Origin of the sequence: Halobacteriovorax sp. ZH5_bin.2 (assembly GCF_043196375.1) — a bacterium.
Classification (GTDB): Bacteria; Bdellovibrionota; Bacteriovoracia; order Bacteriovoracales; family Bacteriovoracaceae; genus Halobacteriovorax_A.
Genome location: NZ_JBEBMJ010000002.1, coordinates 395,947 through 410,843 on the forward strand (window position 1 = coordinate 395,947; position 14,897 = coordinate 410,843).

The 14,897-nt window shown below is 38.5% G+C and carries 10 protein-coding genes and 1 pseudogene; 1 reads left to right on the forward strand and 10 read right to left on the reverse strand.

The window, feature by feature from the left end; all coding sequences use genetic code 11:
• Positions 1-15: 15 nt before the first annotated feature.
• Positions 16-1,458: pseudogene (locus ABMA76_RS07085) on the reverse strand (FumA C-terminus/TtdB family hydratase beta subunit); the annotation flags it as partial.
• 400 nt (positions 1,459-1,858) lie between these two features.
• Positions 1,859-2,911 carry a C1 family peptidase gene (locus ABMA76_RS07090; RefSeq protein WP_393061260.1) on the reverse strand — a complete coding sequence of 351 codons (1,053 nt, stop codon included), beginning with the start codon at positions 2,909-2,911 and terminating at the stop codon, positions 1,859-1,861.
• 114 nt (positions 2,912-3,025) lie between these two features.
• On the opposite strand from ABMA76_RS07090, the gene ABMA76_RS07095 reads away from it, so the two are divergent.
• On the forward strand, positions 3,026-5,071 hold the full coding sequence (locus ABMA76_RS07095; protein ID WP_393061262.1) for an ATP-dependent helicase: 2,046 nt from the start codon (positions 3,026-3,028) through the stop codon (positions 5,069-5,071).
• On the opposite strand, the gene ABMA76_RS07100 is transcribed toward ABMA76_RS07095, so the two are convergent.
• The 8 genes from ABMA76_RS07100 to ABMA76_RS07135 form a co-directional block, all read right to left on the reverse strand.
• Complete coding sequence (locus tag ABMA76_RS07100) at positions 5,052-5,390, reverse strand: hypothetical protein (protein ID WP_392907637.1); 339 nt, start codon at positions 5,388-5,390, stop codon at positions 5,052-5,054. The genes ABMA76_RS07095 and ABMA76_RS07100 overlap by 20 nt on opposite strands.
• Positions 5,377-5,658 (reverse strand): hypothetical protein, encoded by a 282-nt coding sequence (locus ABMA76_RS07105; protein ID WP_392907635.1) that lies wholly within the window; start codon positions 5,656-5,658, stop codon positions 5,377-5,379. The genes ABMA76_RS07100 and ABMA76_RS07105 overlap by 14 nt, the downstream gene beginning before the upstream one ends.
• An 85-nt stretch (positions 5,659-5,743) precedes the next feature.
• On the reverse strand, positions 5,744-6,559 hold the full coding sequence (locus ABMA76_RS07110) for an enoyl-CoA hydratase/isomerase family protein (RefSeq protein ID WP_393061264.1): 816 nt from the start codon (positions 6,557-6,559) through the stop codon (positions 5,744-5,746).
• On the reverse strand, positions 6,559-7,464 hold the full coding sequence (locus ABMA76_RS07115; protein WP_392907631.1) for a hydroxymethylglutaryl-CoA lyase: 906 nt from the start codon (positions 7,462-7,464) through the stop codon (positions 6,559-6,561). The genes ABMA76_RS07110 and ABMA76_RS07115 overlap by 1 nt, the downstream gene beginning before the upstream one ends.
• A 12-nt stretch (positions 7,465-7,476) precedes the next feature.
• Positions 7,477-9,381, reverse strand: coding sequence for an acetyl/propionyl/methylcrotonyl-CoA carboxylase subunit alpha (locus tag ABMA76_RS07120; protein ID WP_392907629.1), 1,905 nt, complete (start codon positions 9,379-9,381; stop codon positions 7,477-7,479).
• 5 nt (positions 9,382-9,386) lie between these two features.
• Positions 9,387-10,178, reverse strand: coding sequence for an enoyl-CoA hydratase-related protein (locus ABMA76_RS07125; RefSeq protein ID WP_392907628.1), 792 nt, complete (start codon positions 10,176-10,178; stop codon positions 9,387-9,389).
• A 20-nt stretch (positions 10,179-10,198) separates the two neighbouring features.
• Positions 10,199-11,818, reverse strand: a complete 1,620-nt coding sequence (locus tag ABMA76_RS07130; protein ID WP_392907627.1) for a carboxyl transferase domain-containing protein — start codon at positions 11,816-11,818, stop codon at positions 10,199-10,201.
• 112 nt (positions 11,819-11,930) lie between these two features.
• On the reverse strand, positions 11,931-14,582 hold the full coding sequence (locus tag ABMA76_RS07135) for a hypothetical protein (protein WP_393061266.1): 2,652 nt from the start codon (positions 14,580-14,582) through the stop codon (positions 11,931-11,933).
• Positions 14,583-14,897: the final 315 nt, after the last annotated feature.

Here is a 14,897-nt window from a genome sequence, read left to right on the forward strand (position 1 = left end):
AATGCTTAGTTAAAACTAAACTAGTCCCTTTAGAATTTCAGCACTCTCCGCTTCCACTTTGGAGTGCAGAGAATTTCCATGAGCATCCATTGTTACAACAACAGGAAATTCTTCAACAGTTAATTCCCAGATTGCTTCAGGTGAACCAAGATCACGCCAATAAACATTGTCTACAGACTTAATTTTCTCAGCTAAAACCTGGGCAGCACCACCGATACCGTGGAAGTAAACACATCCGTACTCACGACATCCGTCAAGAGTCTTTTGTCCCATTCCACCTTTACCGATAACACCAAGGATACCGTGGTCACGCATTACTTCCCACTGGTATGGTTCTTCACGAATTGAAGTAGTAGGTCCTGCGGCCTTAACTTCATAAGTCCCGTCTTCTTTTTCAAGAACAACAGGTCCACAGTGATAGATAATTTGATTATTTAAATCAACTGGTGGCTTTGTCCCTTCGTGAAGACGTTTGTGAACGGCATCGCGTCCTGTAAACATCTTCCCAGAGATTAAAACCATATCTCCAACTTTTAGTTCTCTAATTTGTTCTTTTGTAAATGGATAATCTAAACGTTTCATATACGCCTCTTAGTATAGCCAGTTTTTAATTTGGTTATTAGGTTTAAGTGCAACTCCTTGTCTTCTAAATGCCCAACACATATAAGACACAGAAACAAAGAATGATGCCGGTAAACGGTTAAGGTCAGTAACTTTACAGCCTAGAAGAGTTGTCTTACCACCAAATCCCATTGGCCCAATACCAAGCTTATTTGCAGTTTCAACAATATCAGCTTCAAGAGCAGCAAGTTCTGGTTTTGCATTTGTATCATCTAACTTTCTTAAGAATTGATCCTTAGCTGCAACATGTCCTGTACCGCGATCTCCACCAATACATACACCTAGAACACCTGGACCACATCCCTTACCTTGTGCCTTTTGAACACAATCAAGGATTGCTTTTCTTACACCATCAAGGTCACGTCCTGCATTTAGCTCTGTATTTGGAAGAGAGTATTGAGCACCTACGTTTTCACATCCCCCACCCTTAAGCATAAGCTTAACTTCTAGATTCTTAGACTTGTGTTGCTCAAATTTGATTACTGGGTGTCCACCACCAACATTCATACAGTCGTTCTTACCAGTTAGTGAATCAACTGAGTTCTGTCTTAGGTAACCAATCTTTGTCGCTTCTAGGACGGCCTTCTCACAAACCTTTCTAAATGCAGCTTGGTCAAAGTCTCTTGGGTGATAAACTTTAAATACGATAGTTCCAGTATCTTGGCAAAGTGGCTGAGACTTCTGCTCTGCCATCTTGATATTTGCTTGAATAATATTCATTGCGTATTCAGCAGTTGTATTCTTCTCTTCTCTGTGAAGGGCCTCTAGAACTACTTTCTGAATATCGTCTGGAAGAACTGTTGAAGTTACTCTGATTAGCTCTAGAAGAGAGTCAAAAAGATCCTTTGAAGGATTTGCTTTTTTTACAACTTTTTTCTTAGTCGCTTTCTTCGTAACTTTTTTTGCAACTTTTTTCTTAGTTGCTTTCTTTGCTACTTTCTTAGCAACCTTTTTCTTAGTTGCTTTCTTTGCTACTTTCTTAGCAACTTTTTTCTTCGTCGCTTTTTTAGCAACTTTCTTCTTTGCTACTTTCTTTGCAATCTTTTTCTTAGTCGCTTTCTTCGCTACTTTCTTCGCTACTTTCTTAGCAACCTTTTTCTTAGTCGCTTTCTTCGCTACTTTTTTTGCTACTTTTTTCTTCGCAACTTTTTTTGCTACTTTTTTCTTAGTTACTTTCTTTGTCGCTTTTTTAGCAACTTTTTTCTTTGCTACTTTCTTCTTGGCCATGGCCATCTCCTTAATCTATATAGAAAAAATTTCCAAAATCATGTGCATATTTCTGAGTAATCATTCCATAACCAGGATAGCTTACTCCATCTAGTTTAAATCTTTTTCCAAAGCCTTTAACACCCCAAGAGTTCTTAAAGTAATAAACACCTTTGTACTCAAAATCCTGCCAAGAACCATCTTCCATCTGCATTCTCGTCTTAACGATAACATCATCATCGTAGCCAACAAGAATCATCGAATGGCCACCACCATTGGTTCTTGAAATACGGCGATCACGAGTTCCAACTTCAGGATAACCAACAATACCGGCATACCACTTTGACTTATCTCGCTCTTGAATTTCATATGTTTCAGTTTTCTTAGAATTCCACGAACCATAGTATAACTTAGTCCCTAGAATAACTGACTTTCCATCACTTAACCATTTCTTAATTCTGGATAAGTCTTTCGACATGTATGACTTCTTTCTTGAGTAGAGGTCACCAACAAGAGTATCTCTTAAATAAATTGCCTCTTTTCTAATAGGGATAAAGTCAGGATCAATTTGTGCAATATCGTAATCGGCCATTTCAAATAAACGAGGGTCTCGTTGACCCAGTAAACATGACTTTAAATACTTTGGTAGCGCAACTAAGTGACCACAGGCCTGTTTGGCCATTGTAATCTCGGGATAGTCTTCATCAAGAGATGGCCACTTCTTACGAGAGTAAGGCCATGTCTTCTCGTGAACAACTCCCCAATCAAGAATGGCGCGCATATTCTTAGAAGTTGTCGAGCCTTCCCAGCTCTTATCCTTCATGATGAGATATTCCATCCACTGCTCTGATAAATCGAGCTCAACAGGAAGAAATCCGTGTTTACGAATGAGTAAGTGCTCAACAATTCCAATTGCACTAAACATTGTGCATGTACCGCGAGAGCCTTGAGATTTAACGGAAGTCTGATGGCCAATTAATGCATGGATATCGCTTCGACTTGGAAGCTCTGATGCTTGGGTATATAGCGCACCCAGTAGAATTATTAAATTCAATAAAATCGATCGTAGTTGTGTTGTGCTCATACATGAAATTCTGACTCTTTAGCTCGGTTTTATCAAGATGCAATGCATTTAAAAAAGTAGGTCAGAATTGATAAAGCGATTGCCTAATCGACTCTCTGGAGGCACATTATAAGCATGATTTCATTGGCAGGATTAAACGACAAACAACGCGAGGCGGCTGAGACCATCGAAGGCCCAGTACTGATTTTAGCAGGTGCTGGAAGTGGTAAAACACGTACTATCACGTACCGTATTGCGCATATGGTAGATAACCTGCATATTCCAGGTAAGCAAATCCTGGCCGTATCATTTACAAATAAGGCCGCAAAAGAGATGAAGGAAAGGGTCCACGGTCTCCTTGGGAAGAATAAGTCTCGAGGAATGACACTAGCGACATTTCACTCTCTCGGTCTAAAAATTCTTAAGAAAGAAATTACTCATCTTGGTTATCATAAAAATTTCTCGATTTATGATCAAACAGATCAGATGAGTATCATTCGTGAAGGGCTTAGGCTTTATCACGATAATAAAGGCTCTTTTAAAAAAGAAGTTATTCAGTCGAAGATTGGTAAGTTAAAAAATGAAGGAATCACACCTGAAGACTTTGCAGACTCACCTTTCTTTGATGGTGAAGATCCTTACGATCACGCAGTCAATTTTCTATATGAGTACTATCAAGAGAAGCTTAAGTTTTATAATGCCATCGATTTTGATGATATTCTTCTACTTACTGTAAAACTATTTGATGATAATCCTGAGATCGCTCTCGAGTATTCAAATGGCTTTAAGTACATCATGGTTGATGAGTATCAGGATACAAACCCGCTTCAATTTAGGCTTATTCGTCACTTAACTTGTGCACACGATAACCTATGTGTTGTTGGTGATGATGATCAGGCCATTTACTCATTTAGAGGCGCAGATATCTCAAATATTATTGGTTTTGAGAGAGACTATTCAAGAGCTAAGATTATTAAACTTGAGCAAAACTATCGTTCAGTTTCTCCAATCCTAAAACTTGCTAACGCTGTTATTCAAGAAAATACAGACAGACGAGATAAGACACTTTGGTCAGATAAGCCTAGTGATCACAAACCAATTCTTTGGGAGCTCGAAGATACTGATCATGAAGCGGAAATCATTGTTGAGGATATCATCTCCCACCAATCAAAAGGTGGGCACCTTGGTGATATTGCAATTCTTTACCGCTCAAATACACAAGCTGCTCCAATAGAAGAACAGCTAAGACTTTCACAAGTTCCTTATACAATCATTGGTGGTCAGAAATTTTACGAAAAGAAAGAAGTAAAAGATATCATGGCCTACCTTTCAGTAATTAAGAACCCGGCCGACCAGATGGCGCTTCGAAGAATTCTAAATGTTCCAAATCGCGGAATTGGGATGAAGACGCTAGAGAAGTTTCTTGAAGAAAGTGAGGCCCATCAAATTGATCTCTTTAGTGCGATGAAAGGTGCTCCAGAGCTTGCAGGGCCAAGAGCTGAGAAGATATCAGCATTTGTTCAATTGATCGAAACGGCAAAAGGATATTTCGAGAGACAGCCCCTAGGTCAAGCGATTACAAGTCTTACTGAGGATCTAAAGTATTTTGAGTATATTGATAAATGCTATGATCAAGTTAAACAGGCCTCAAGAAGAAAAGATGATATTCACTTCTTTATTGAGTCAGCGGCCCGTTTCACAGAGAATTTTAAGGAACAAGCAACCCTAAATAAGTTCATGGAAAAGCTCATGTTACAGGACTCTCAAGATTCAAAAGATGATGAAGAGGACGATGATGTGAGAAAGAATGAAGTAACATTAATGACACTTCACTCGTCAAAAGGCCTTGAGTTTAAACAAGTTTATATGGTTGGTGTTGAAGAAGAAATCCTTCCTCACAAAAGAACAATTGTTAACGGTGAAGGCGACGCTGAAGAGCGTAGACTTTGTTACGTTGGAATTACACGTGCTCAAGAAAAGTTAATTATGACAGTTTGTAAGCAGAGAAAAATCTATGGAAATATGCTTGCACGTCACCACTCACGCTTTCTATGTACAGATAAAGCGAAGAGCTTCTTTGTCAAACAAGATCGCCAGAATTTTGGTCACCTTGAGTCACAAGAAGAAGTAGACGCTTATAAGAAAGACTTCTTTTCAGGCCTTATGAATCTTCTAGATTAAAATCAATAATAATCGTATTTGAAGAGTAACCAGGGATAAGACTAATCAGGGCCTCAAAGAACCCCTGTTTGATTGTGACTCGCATTTTACTAACCATGCGGCAGTCATAACTTCTTTGTCTAAAGATATCTCGAATTCTTCTTTCTTCAATTCCAAAACCAGAAATATTTTTTGAGACCTGATACTCAAGTTTCTCTTCAGAGTTTGCCCATACGCCGTTCTTTGAAGCACAGAATTGACTATTAAGCTTCACACCACTTGAGGCGCAAGAGGTTACAAGCAGTAATAAAGGAAGAATGATAAGCTTAATAAACTTCATACTCATTCTCTCCTATGTCCGTTGCGGCCTTTACTTCAATTTGTTTTTTTGAGAAAAGACCGAAGCTTAAAAATTTTATAAACTGATCTAATGGTGATTCTATTTCTTGTATTTCAATTCGAGAGACATATTCACTTCGACGGCGAAAAAAGTCGTTTCCTAATTTCACATGATGTTGTTTTGGAAGTGTTCCATAGAACATATTTTGGATTTCATGGTTAGCTTTTAGTGTAATGGCCTCTCTGTTAGCATGTTTTGAAATATGCAATATTCTCTCACCCTCTCCACTATAGAGAGTGTTTGAGCAAGACGAGAGAAAAGAAACCAAAAAGGCCAAGACGATAAGCTTAATACTAATTTCCTTTGAAATCTGGATTTCTCTTTTCTTTTAGGGCCGAAAGACCTTCAAAGTGGTCATTTGTTCTTTGCGCAATCCCTTGATAAGCACTCATAAGATTTAAGTGAGACTCAAGATCATCATGGGCAGCACGTTTCATCGCAGTCTTTGTTAATTGAACTGCAACTGGAGCATTAGCAGAGATCTCATTTGCAAACGCAGTAACGGCAAGTTCAAGGTCTTCACCTGTTACAATATTATTAACGAGGCCCATCTGCATTGCCTCTTTTGCCGTATAGATACGGCCTGTTAAGTACATCTCCATTGCTTTAGTATAACCAACTTTTCTCGTAAGAAAGTAAGGGCCACCATCACCAGGAACAAGTGAAAGCTTACAGAACGTTTCTCCAAATTTAGCATCATCACTTGCCACTGCAAGATCACACATTGCCACAAGATCACAACCTGCCCCGATAGCACCACCATGAACCATAGCAATAATTGGCTTTTGAAGTCTTTCAATAACTCTTGGAATATTTTGAATTCCGCGAGAGTAACGATTTCTTAATTCAAATGATTCTCCAGCAAACATTCCCTTGCGAGCAACCATTGCCTTGATATCGCCTCCAGCACAGAAGTTATCTCCCTCGCCTTTTAAGACAATCACACGAATATCAGGGTCACCATCAGCGAATGTTAGAACTTCAGTAAGTGAAGCGATCATTTTATTTGTGATAGCATTGGCCATCTTTGGATTATCAAGACTTATCCAAAGGGCAGCATCTTTCTTTTCAATTTTTAAATGTTCAAATTCGTAGGCGTAAATAGACATTACTTTCTTCCTTTGTAAGCTTGAAAAAACTTAGACGGTGCAGAGTGACCAATTTTAGAAATAATAAATGAACTAGCATCATGAAGTTTATCCATATCCACACCAGTTTCATAACCTAATTTATGTAAGAGATTAACAACATCATCAGTTGCAACGTTACCACTTGCCCCTTTGGCATATGGACAACCACCTAGGCCTGCTGCAGATGAATCGAAAACTTCGATTCCTTCTTCAAGAGAGGCATAAATATTTGCTAATGCCATCCCTTCAGTATCGTGAAAATGCATGGCCATTTGTTTTAAGTCAAAATGCTTAGCGATGAGTTTTGTTATTCGTTTTACCTGGGCAGGATTAGCAACACCAATCGTGTCCCCTAAAGAGATCTCATAACATCCAAGATCCAATAACCTTTGAATACCATCAAGAATGGCCTTATCTTCAATATCTTTTTCATAAGGACAACCAAAGACAGTTGAGAGATAACCTCTCACTTTCATACCATCATCAAGAGCGGCCTTGGCCACTTCGACTTGTCTTGCATGGGCCTCTTCAATTGTTGCATTGATATTCTTTTGATTAAATGTATTAGATGTTGCTGTAAACATGCTAATTTCTTTAACACCAAGTCCATTTGCGACTTCGAGACCTTTAAGGTTTGGAACTAAACAAGGAGTCGCAATCCCTTTTCCCTCAGTGATCTTTAGAACTTGAGGATAGAGATCCGCAGCATCTTTCATTTGAGGAATTTTATCTGGACGAACAAAGCTTGTTACTTCAATCGTTGATAAACCTGTTTCACTAAGAAGCCTGATAAACTCAAGCTTATCTGCAGTGGCCACAAAATTCTTTTCATTTTGTAATCCATCACGAGGTCCTACTTCAACAATCTTAATTTTCTTAGTCATAGTTAATCCGAGTTAGTTTAATTCTACGAGGTCAACTCCACCATCAATTGTTTGGCCTTCTTGAACAAGTATAGCATCAATCTTTCCATCACGAGATGCCTTTACTGTATGTTCCATTTTCATGGCCTCCATAACAATAAGAGCGTCACCAATCTTTACTTCTTGTCCTAGCTCAACATGAACCTTAAGAATCTTCCCAGGCATTGGGGAACTCATCTCATGGGCCTCTCCTGTTGCAGATCCAGAACGTTTTGCAATATTTCTCTTAATTTCAACACGCTTACTATTTACAATATAAGCGTCTTTTTGAGTTAAAATATGAAATGGCACTTCATTAATCCAAAGTGCATCCTCTTCAATATCCACAGCACTCGTAAAGCCTTCAAAGCGAACAACTAAAGTACTTACTCCAGAGAACTTGAAGAATGCTTCAAAAGTATTATCTCCAAACTCATAAACTCTCTTCTCTCCAGCATCTCCACTCATTCTAAATGAATCAAAAAGAATATCATCTTTTAAGAAATCATGAGCAAGTGCCGCAGCGATTTCCTCTGCATAGACTTCAGCAGGAGCAAGATCTTCTTCATAAGTTTTTACAAAGTGAGTATATGTGTTTCCTGCTAAAAACGCTTCATGTTTCAAGATTCTTACAAGGTAATCATTATTAGTCGTTAGACCTTCAAATGGTAGATGATTTAGACCCGCAATCATTGTCCCAACGGCTTCGTTTCGTTCAGCTCCCCAAGTGATAACCTTTGCGATCATAGGATCAAAATTAACAGTTATTGAATTTCCGTTCTTATAACCTGTATCGAGACGTACACCATCAATAGCGTCTCCAATATATTCAAGACGGCCAATTGCAGGCATAAAATCATTGTCAGGATCTTCGGCATAAATACGACATTCAATAGCGTGTCCTACTTGCTTAATATCATCTTGAGTAAAGTCAAATCTTTCACCACTAGCGGCCATAAGTTGTAATTCAACGAGATCATAGCCTGTAACCATTTCTGTTACTGGGTGCTCAACTTGAAGTCTTGTATTCATTTCTAGGAAATAAAAATCTTCTCCATCAAGAATTAACTCAACAGTACCTGCACCGTGATAATTAATTGCAGTGGTGATCTTTACAGCAGCATCAGTCATACGCTTTCTTAATTCATCACTTAATGCCATTGAAGGAGTCTCTTCAATAATTTTCTGGTGACGTCTTTGGATCGAGCACTCTCTTTCAAAGAAGTGAAAGTGATTGCCATGGGTATCACTCATCACTTGAATTTCAATATGGCGAGGACTTGTGATAAATTTTTCAATAAGTACGATATCAGACCCAAAAGAGCTTAATGCTTCACGCTTACAACTTTCGAGTTCAGCTAGAAAGTCTTTCGAATCATTAACAACTCTCATCCCCTTTCCACCACCACCGGCAGATGCTTTAATAAGAACAGGGTATCCCATCTTATCAGCTTCAGCTTTAAGAAACTCAGGATCTTGATTTTCTCCATTATATCCAGGAATAACAGGGACACCGATTTCGATCATCTTATCTTTTGATCCCTTCTTATCACCCATTAGAACGATATGTTCTGGTGTTGGGCCTATAAAGATGAGTCCTGCGTCTGTTACCTTCTGAGAGAAAGTAGCATTTTCCGAAAGGAATCCATAACCTGGGTGAATTGCATCACACCCACTATCTTTAGCGATCTGAATAATCTTATCCATATTTAGATAAGTTTCACTAAGAAGTTTCCCTTCTAAGTAATATGATTCATCAGCGAACTCTCTTTGAGGAAGGTTTCTTTCTTCAAAAGTGTAAAGAGTTACAGTTTTTATACCAAGGTTGCGACAAGTCTTAATAACTCTTAGTGCAATCTCTGCGCGGTTGGCGATTAATACTTTTTCAATCTTCTTCATATTATTTATTTCCAGTTAGGTTTTCTTTTTTCAAGTAATGCAGTCATTCCTTCCTGACCTTCATCAGAAATTCTTTGTTTTGCAATTACTTCACAAGTGTAATTCATCGTCTCTTCATCATTTCCAAGACGCTCTTTCACACCAAAAATAAGTTTTTTTGCAACTCTTTGTGCATTTGGGGCAACCTTGATTAACTCTTTGGCCATACTAACGATATCGGCATCGTAGTAGCGATCAAGTGATACCTTATGAATCAGGCCAATCTCTAGAGCACGTTTCCCATCAAATCTTTCTCCAGTTAGGAAGAGGTGGCGAGCATTTGACTCTCCGATTTTTGCCATAACAAATGGAGAGATAACAGCAGGAACTAGTCCTAAATTAACTTCAGTTAATCCAAATTTCGCACTTTCACTTGCAATAACAAAGTCACAACAAGCAACAAGTCCAACTCCACCGCCTAGGGCAGCACCGTTTACTCGACCAATCACTGGCTTAGAAAGATTATTAATTGCATGGAATAACCCTGCTAACTTTTTCGAGTCAGCAATATTCTCCTCCATCGAGTAATCTTTCATTTTCTTCATCCAATTAAGATCTGCTCCTGCACAGAATGACTTTCCAGCACCGGTAAGAATCACAACGCGTACGCTATCATCGTTTTCAAGTGCTAAAAACTCTTCAGTAAGTGCTGCAATCATCTCATCATTGAACGCATTATGTACTTCAGGGCGATTCAGTGTAATAAAACAAATCCCACTCTCTTCACCTGTTCTTATCTCTTTTGTAAATCCTGTCATAAAAAATCCTTTCTTATTAGTTACATTCTAAAGACACCAAACTTGGTCTCTTCAATAGGTGCTTGCTTACTTGCTTTTAGAGCTGCACCTAAGATGTCACGAGTCTTGTGTGGCTCGATCACACCATCATCCCATAGTCTGGCCGTTGAGTAATATGCACTACCTTCATTCTCGTACTTATCTAAGATCGGTTGCTTAAACTTCGCTTCTTCTTCAGCACTCATTGGCTTTTCACCTTTGGCCTTAAGTCCATCTTGACGAACAGTAGCGAGTACTCCAGCAGCTTGCTCTCCACCCATTACCGAGATACGAGCATTAGGCCACATCCATAAGAAACGAGGAGAATAAGCACGTCCACACATACCGTAATTTCCAGCTCCAAATGAGCCACCAATCACAACAGTAAATTTAGGAACATTTACAGTTGATACGGCCGTAACCATTTTAGCACCATGCTTGGCAATCCCTTCTGCTTCATATTTTGAACCAACCATAAAACCTGTAATATTCTGTAGGAAAACAAGAGGAATATTTCTTTGACCACAAAGTTGAATAAAGTGAGAGCCTTTAATGGCAGACTCAGAAAATAGAATACCGTTATTAGCAACAATCCCTACTCTTTCTCCACAAATTTTTGCAAACCCACAAACAAGAGTCGGACCGTACTTTTCTTTAAATTCATGAAAGCGTGACCCATCCACAAGACAAGCGATGATCTCACGAATATCAAATGGCTTCTTTGTATCGCGAGGTAAGATTCCGTAGATATCTTCTGCATCATGCTTTGGCATCTCAAAGTTAAAGTCGTCTTCATTTTGCACAAAGTTTGTATTCTCAACGATAGATCTCGTAATAGCTAAAGCATCTTCTTCATCTTCTGCAAAGTGATCTGCTACACCTGATTCACTCGTGTGAACTTTTGCCCCACCTAAAGTTTGAGCATCAACTTCTTCTCCAGTTGCCGCTTTTACTAACGGTGGGCCACCTAAGAAGATCGTTCCATTATCTTTTACGATGATTGATTCATCGGCCATGGCAGGAACATACGCCCCACCAGCAGTACATGAACCTAGAACAACCGCAATCTGTGGAATCCCTTGAGCAGACATTTGCGCCTGATTAAAAAAGATTCTTCCAAAGTGTTCTTTATCTGGGAATACCTCATCTTGCATTGGCAGAAAGGCACCTCCGGAGTCAACAAGATAAATACAAGGCAGACGGTTCTCGCGTGCGATCTCTTGCGCTCTTAAGTGTTTCTTAACAGTCATAGGAAAATAAGTTCCACCCTTAACTGTGGCGTCGTTTGCAACAAACATACACCATACACCGTGGACTTTACCGATACCTGTTACGATACCAGCACTTGGAATATCCATGCCGTACATACCATTAGCAGCTAATGAAGATAATTCAATAAATGGAGATCCTGCATCGAGAATCTTATCAATACGCTCACGTGGAAGTAACTTTCCACGAGAATGGTGACGAGAAACAGATTTTTCTCCTCCACCCATATGAGCATGTTTAACTTTGTTTCTTAATTCTTCTACATTTGAAAAATGAAAATTGAAATTTTCTCTAAAGTCGTCACTAGAGCGATCAACTTTAGAAACGATAGGTAGCGTCCCTGAAATTGTCATAGAAATTGCCTCAAATTTTTGTAATAAAACTGAGCAATTTTATCTATTTATGATGGATTTTGACAAGGCAAGGCACGTTATAACGCGCCTCACATAGGTTTAATCTAAGAAATTATTCTGATATTTCTGCTGCATTGAGAAATTTAGAGTAGATACTCTCCTCCGAACTTACTTCTGAAGGCTCAGAGGCAATAGAGCGACCTGCGTTATCTAATTTCTTTATTTGATCGAATTCTAACTGTGGCCCTTCAAGTTCCGGTAGTATTGCTACTTCATACAGCGCATCCTTTGACTGAGAAAGAATGACATTTCCATTATCATCGTGACCGATGAAATATGTTTGTCCATCAGCTAGAACGACACGGTTGCTTCCATTTGAAATAGCATCTGCAACTAGTTTACGATCTTGCTTCCCAATACGATTATCTGAAACAGATAGGACATCAGATCTTGCACTACTTGATAAGCTTAGCCCAGATGCCATCTCTTGTGGACCAAGAGCACTTGCAGCCGCGGCCATGCCAGCAGAAGCAGAGGCCCCAATACTTGCACCACCACCTCCACGGCCACCACTCGTTCCAGCAGAAGCATGCGCCCTAGCCAGAGTGTGAGAACTTGCTGTCCCTGCATAACCTGAAGCATGGACTCCATTATATGAAGTATCGTCGTTAAAGACCTGCTCACTTGCAGGGAATCTTTCTCTTTTCTTTGAACTTTCTTCATTAACAGCAAGTGCATTTTTTGCAACATTAGCTAATTGATCTTTAAGCTCTCGTAGTTGTTTTCTGAGCTCTTGCGCTTCAGAGTCATCATTAACACTTGTAGCAAGTTGGTTTTCAATTTTTTCAACTTGATTTTCGATTTCTCTTTCAACTCTTTCATGCTTTGTATCTGAAGTTGAAGAAATTGCATTCGTTTGCACCTGAGCAACTTGAGTTTGTCCCATCGTAGTCATTTGTGATTCAGGGTTAATCCCGCCACCTTGAGTATTTGTATACTTCTTATTTAAGTACTCGGCCGTTTTCGAGAAAGCTCCATCATCTAAAGAATCTGTTGCAACATTCTCAATACCCGTATTTACCTTAGGGCCATTATTAAAAGTATTTGCAAGACCACCTTTTTCATATGACTCTCTAATTGAAGCAATTTGTTGCCCATGACTTCCACGTACTTCATCAAAAACTAACGCTGGATCATAAGTCGAAGTAAAGTTTCCATAACCACTTGCAACTGTTTGAGAAATCTCACCCTTATCAACTGCAGAACAGTAGAAGTTGGCAGTTTCAATATTATTACCACCAAATAACTCATTTGCCTCTGTAAACTCTACTGCCGAGACACTTTTCATAACCTCATCAAAGTTTGAAGGATCACATGTATACTCGAGTTCTTGAATACGACTATCACATTCACTAATTACTTCTTCTTTCAAATCAGTTAAGTGATTCATTAAAGAATCGAATATAAACTTCTTAGTATCAACATCATCGTTTTTAATATCTTTTAAGGCCTTAGTAACTTGTTCAAAGTCATTCGCATCACGAACCATTGACTTCATAAATTTTGAACTAAAGAAAGAAACATATTGAATTAGAAATTGCTCTTCTTCCTCTGCTGTAAAGATTTGATCAGCATAATCAAGACGACCTTCTTTCCCATTTGTTTGATAGTAAAGTGATCGACTTAGTTTATCAGTCTTTGCAATTTCTTTTTCTCTAAAACTATAAAACTCACGACTAAAGATTTTATTATTATAAACGTAGGCCTTAAGATCATCTTTATAGTATTTCGAATAGCCCTCGCCACCAATTCTTTGTTCGTTAAATCTTACAATAAAAAGATCGATAAATTGATTTTTCTTGCCTCCACCTCTAGCATCTAAAGCAACATTTTCGGCAGCAATCTTCTCATCGAAGTATTCATCAATATCAGAATTAGACCTCGTAAACAACTGGTTAAGGCGCTTCTTAGCTTCTCCCTCTGCATTTGTTTTTAGAAGATTATCTAAGTTATAACCAAGCTTCTTATCAATAGCGTTTTTAACTTGAGGGCCAAAACAAGACTCAATTTTTTGACTAATTTTATCAATATCACTCTTTGTACAAGTAAATCGATCAAAATCCTTATCTCTAATAGCTAACTTATGACGATAGCGTTCTAGTCGCCCAGCATTGTCCCTAATAAGATCCAGGAGATTATAAACTCGATTAGCAACTATCGCTGAGTGGAACTTATTCTTATAAGCTTCATCTGAATTAGGTATTAATGACTGCTCTTGAGTAATAGAAGTTGTTACATTACTTACACATTCACAATATTGTTTAACTTCAATTCTCTCTTTTGCACCTTCATTAAGGTCAACGCTATAGAGAGTATCTCGACATGCATTTCCATATCTCGACATACTAATTTCCATTTTTGTGACTTGATCAATTTGATTATTGGCCGGTGATGAGCTTTTACGATCTCCTACACAGCCTGCTTTCGCTAAAGACTTCTCCATATCAACAAATGGATCAGTTGTTCCAAGAATACGATTTTTTCTAATTTCATTGAATGTATCTTCGTTATGATCAACTTGTTCAAGAAGAAAGGTTCCAGCATCAGCAAGCACAGTATCGACCTCACTTAACATGAGCAGATTTTGCTGTATAGGTGCTGCTCCTGAACCAAGACCAACACCCGCACCGAATACACCAACAGCTTGGGTTGTGCTTTGTAGAGTAAATAATGTTGTTGTAATAAATATTTTAATTAATTTCATTTCCGTCCCGGATACCTGATCCATTTTGTCTATCGGTGGCATTGAGAATTCTCTTAAGTGACTAAAATTTATTGCCCCTCTTCCTTTCTTCAATATATTATGGACGCAAAGAATTTATTTTCTAAATAGGTTTTTAAGACTTTAGATAGCAAGTGATCAAACTTACTGAATTCACGTGTGCATTTGTTCAAAAACAAATAAATATTTTCTAATCAACAAAATCTTTCTACGCCAATTATAGTCGTCGTTTCAACACTTTCTATTTTAAAAAAAAGTTAAAAAAAAATAAAAAAAGACCAGCAAAAGCTGGCCTTG